This is a genomic window from Stieleria sp. (assembly GCF_041595215.1).
GTDB classification, from domain to species: Bacteria; Planctomycetota; Planctomycetia; order Pirellulales; family Pirellulaceae; genus Stieleria; species Stieleria magnilauensis.
The window spans coordinates 1-4,491 of sequence record NZ_JBFHKV010000737.1 but is presented as its reverse complement, the minus strand read 5'-3'; the positions used below and the strand labels follow the sequence as shown (position 1 = coordinate 4,491).

3 protein-coding genes are annotated in these 4,491 nt (G+C 60.5%); 2 read left to right on the top strand and 1 reads right to left on the bottom strand.

Annotated features, from left to right (window positions below; genetic code table 11):
- Nucleotides 1–574, bottom strand: a 574-nt coding sequence (locus ABX749_RS23395; protein WP_372898124.1) for an AAA family ATPase, incomplete at its 3' end; no start/stop codon positions are given.
- 115 nt (nucleotides 575–689) lie between these two features.
- Here ABX749_RS23395 and ABX749_RS23390 point away from each other — a divergent pair.
- Together ABX749_RS23390 and ABX749_RS23385 are read left to right on the top strand one after the other, a co-directional pair.
- Nucleotides 690–1,169: a DUF1499 domain-containing protein gene (locus ABX749_RS23390; RefSeq protein ID WP_372898123.1), complete on the top strand. Its 480-nt coding sequence runs from the start codon at nucleotides 690–692 to the stop codon at nucleotides 1,167–1,169.
- A gap of 76 nt (nucleotides 1,170–1,245) precedes the next feature.
- Nucleotides 1,246–4,491: DUF1553 domain-containing protein (locus tag ABX749_RS23385; protein WP_372898122.1), on the top strand; the 3,246-nt coding region annotated here is incomplete at its 3' end.

The following is a 4,491-nucleotide window of genomic DNA, read 5'->3' as shown; positions in this document are numbered from 1 at the left end:
GCGGCGCGCCGCCTGGATCTCGTACGTGCCCCAGCACTCCGAGGTGTGCTTCGCCTTCACGGTCGAGGAGGTCGTGGCCATGGGCCGCTTCGTCCTCCCTCCCAGCCCGCACGCGGTGGCCGAGGCGCTCGAGACCTGCGCTCTCACCTCGCTCGCGTCGGTTCCCCTGAACGAGCTGAGCCAGGGGCAGCAGCAACGCGTCCTGCTGGCTTTTGCTAAAGCGATGAATCTCGTCGATAAACAACACCGGCCGGGGCTCACCACTGGCGACCAAGTCGGTGGCCCACGCCAACGCTTCACGCACTTCCTTGACCCCTCCGGTGACCGCGCTCAACCGGCGACAGCGGCTGCCGGTTTCCTGGGCCAGCAGATGCGCCAACGTCGTCTTGCCCGTTCCGGGTGGTCCGGACAAGATGACCGACCCCAACCGCCCGGCATCGACCATCCGTCGCAGCAGTTTCCCTGGCCCTAGAATGTGCTGCTGACCGACGTATTCTTTCAGCGACGTCGGACGCATCCGCGCCGCTAGCGGTTTGGCGTCTTCCAAGAAGTCGTCTTCTTGGGATTGGAACATCGAAGGCGTATGAGCCATAACGCAATGCAATGGGTGCGAGTTGGGGAGCGTGTGGCGAATTGTCCGAACGATCAGGCGACAAGGGAACCCCTAAACCAAGATGCGGAAAAGCAAAATGATGGGATGGATCACTCTGGGCGTCGCGCTCGCCATCACGGTCGCGATCATCGGTTCGGTGGTGCTGCGGATCGACGATTGGGGACGTGACTGGACGCAAAACCGAGCGGCCCTGGATCCCGCTGCCCCGCGTCCGGAGCTTCGGCCGGTCGAACTCGACGGCAGTGTCCAAGACGCCGCGGATCGCATTCGACAATGGACCGAGACGAATTCCAAGTGGGATTGGGTGTCCGAGGAACAAGCCGGTGGTGACCGGCGGCGGATTCAATTGACCCGCACGACGCCGGTGATGAAATTCGTCGACGACATCGAAGTCGAACTCACCGCCCATCCCGCCGGGCAAGATGCCACCAGCCAAGATGCCACCAGCCAAAGCGTGATCGTCAACGCCACCAGTCAATCGCGGGTGGGCAAAGGTGATCTGGGGCAAAACCCGAGGAACCTGATCGAGCTGACGACGGCCTTGAGAGATCGATGAAACGGTGGCGGCCCATTCTCGGTTGATCGAGTATACTTGTGGATCCTTCGTTTCTTTCCCGCCTTGTGTCCCTCCGATGCCGATTCGATTCTTTTTCGCCGCGGCGGTCCTGGCCCTTTGTGGATCGTCGTTTGTGCGGGGCGAATCTCCAGCCGATTCTGCTCCCGATTTTTCTCGCGATGTCCGGCCGATCCTGTCGGACCATTGTTTCGCCTGTCATGGACCCGATGAACATGAGCGACAGGCAGGCTTGAGGCTGGACACTGCCGACGGAATTTTGTCGGTAGTCCAAGCCGGCGCGGTCGACGAAAGTGAACTCGTTTTGCGGTTGCGGAGCGATGACGACGACGTGTTGATGCCTCCCCCGGCCTTCAACAAACCCCTCACCGAAGCACAGAAAAAAACGCTCGAAGCCTGGGTGGCCGGCGGAGCGGAGTATCGTGGCCATTGGGCGTACGAGCCCCCCGTCAAAGTCGATGTCCCGCCCACTGCGTCGCACCCGATCGATCATTTCATCGACGCCAAAGCCATTGCGAAAGGTCTCACGCTGGGCGGCCTCGCCGATGATGCGACGTTGATGCGACGACTGTGTTTGGATTTGACGGGTTTGCCGCCGACACGTGACCAGATCGATCGACTCGCCGCCGGCAAACTGGACATCGATCGATTGGTCGACGAACTGCTCGCCTCGCCCGCCTTCGGCCAACATTTCGGACGCTATTGGTTGGACCTGGTCCGTTACGCCGACACCCACGGCTTGCACCTGGATAACTATCGCGAGATGTGGCCGTATCGCGATTGGGTCATCGATGCGTTCAACCAAAACATGCCGTTTGATCAATTCGTGACCGAGCAATTGGCCGGCGACTTGCTACCCGATGCGACGCTGTCACAGAAAATCGCCAGCGGATTCAACCGATTGAACGTCACCACAAACGAAGGCGGATCGATTTATGACGAGGTGTTCGCCCGCAACGTGATCGACCGCACCGATGCGTTCGGAACCGTCTTCCTGGGAATGACCACGCAGTGCGCGGTCTGTCACGATCACAAGTTCGATCCGATTTCTCAGAAAGAGTACTACTCGCTGTTCGCGTTCTTCAACAGCCTGGACGGAAGGGCGTTGGACGAAAACAAAAAGGATCCGGCGCCCGTCATCCGCGTGCCGAATGACGCACAGTCCGCGGAACTTGCCGCGTTGGACCAGCAGATCGCGGAACTGCGTCGCGAAATGCGTGAGCCGATCGAATCGGTCGATGCCGCCCAGCGGATTTGGGAAGCCGGCTTGAGCGGGAAGCACGACGACGAACATTCCCCCCGAATCGAATTGCTCTCTCCGAGCGAAGTGGACTCCAAATTCGGCACCGAGTTGGTGATCGAAGCCGACGGCAACGTTCGTGTCGGTGACACCGTTGCCGACCGAGACGTGCAAACCATCACCGCCCCGCTGGCCCCGTCCTTGGCCGGCGGTCATTGGCAATCGCTGCAATTGGAAGTCTCCCCCGATCCCAAGACCGATCGCGCGGGCGTCTCGCCCAACGGCAACGCCGTGCTGACGGAGATCGAAGTGGAAACGCGGCGCAGTTCGCCGGTCAAGGACAAGGGTTGGGAACCGCTTTCGATTCGCTCGGCGCTGGCCGACATCGAACAGCAGGACGGCAATTTTGCGGTCGGTCTGGCGATCGACGGAAAACGCATGGCGACCGAAGGCTGGGCGATCGCCGGGCACCAACAAACCGGCGGCCGCAACGCGTCGTTCGCCATTGCCGACCTGGCCGAGCGAGTCGAACGCGGTCACGACCAGATTCGAATTCGGCTGGAGTACCTGTCACAGTTTGCCAAGCATCAGTTCTATGCCGTCCGCTTCCAGTTGTCCGAAGCGGCGGCCTCGGTTCCGATCAAGGACCAGATCACCGTCGGTGATCTTCACAGCGTCGGCCCGTTCCCCGTGGAAAGTTCCAACCCGGGCATCTACCGCAGTTTCGGTTCCCAACAACGGGACTTCGACGCGGACGAAACTTTTAAATACGAAGACAAAACGTACGGCTGGGAATTGCGGAACGATTGGACGCCGGTTGCGATTCATACCTTGCCCGTTGCCGGCGAGAGCGTCGCAGTCAACTTAATCCACCAAACGTTGCAATCGCCCAAGAAACAGTCGATCGATCTGCTGCTGGGGACCAGCGACAGTCACGTCGTGTTCTTGAACAAGAAACGGATCGCGCAGTCCGAACGCACCGGTCCGATCAACCCGCTGGCCAAGACGTACACGTTGGAGTTGAAGAAAGGGCACAACGACCTGTACATCAAGACCGTCTCGCTCGGTCGCACCGCGCAGTTCGCCTACGCCTATCGGTCCGCTGCGATCCCGCTGCCAAAAGGCATCGTGGAACTTGCGTCTCAGAAACCGAGTGAACGGACGCCGGAGCAAGCGGCATCGCTTCGTGCCTACTATCGTGAAGTCCAATGCACGCACCCGGATTGGTTGGTGCTGCAAGACATGGTCAAGGGCGCCGAAGCGGAGAAAGAAAAGCTGGAAGGCCAGATCGCGACGACATTGGTTTGGAAGGAACTGGACCAACCGCGTGAAGCCAAGGTGCTGGTCCGAGGCCAGTATGATCAACCGGGCGATACCGTCTCACGACGTGTCCCCGAGTTTCTGCCGCCGATGGCCGACGACCTGCCGCGCGACCGATTGGGTTTAGCCAAGTGGCTGGTCACGCCGGAGCACCCGTTGACGTCGCGTGTCGCGGTGAATCGTTTCTGGCAATCGATCTTCGGCAGCGGATTGGTCAAGTCCAGTGAAGATTTCGGCAGCCAGGGTCAGCCGCCCAGTCATCCCGAGCTACTCGATTGGCTGGCGGTCGATTTCATCGAAAGCGGTTGGGACATCAAGCGGCTGGTCAAATTGATGGTGACCAGTCGCGCCTACCGACGTGACGCCGCGGTCAGTCCGGAGAATCTTGCGATCGATCCGGAGAATCGATTTCTGGCACGCGGTCCACGACATCGCCTGGACGCCGAAGTGCTTCGTGATCAGGCCTTGGCGTTGGCAGGATTGTTGAATCCGCGACTGGGCGGTCCGAGCGTCAAGCCGCCGCAACCGTCTGGGCTGTGGTACGCCGTCGGTTACACGCGGAGCAACACCGCGAATTTCAAAGCCGACGCGGAACTGGAGAAACAGCTTCGCCGCAGTGTTTACATTTTCTGGAAACGCACCAGTGCCCCGCCGCAGATGTCCACCTTCGACGCGCCCAGTCGCGAGTCGTGCACGGCGCGGCGGGAACGGACCAACACGCCGCTGCAAGCCTTGTTGCTGATG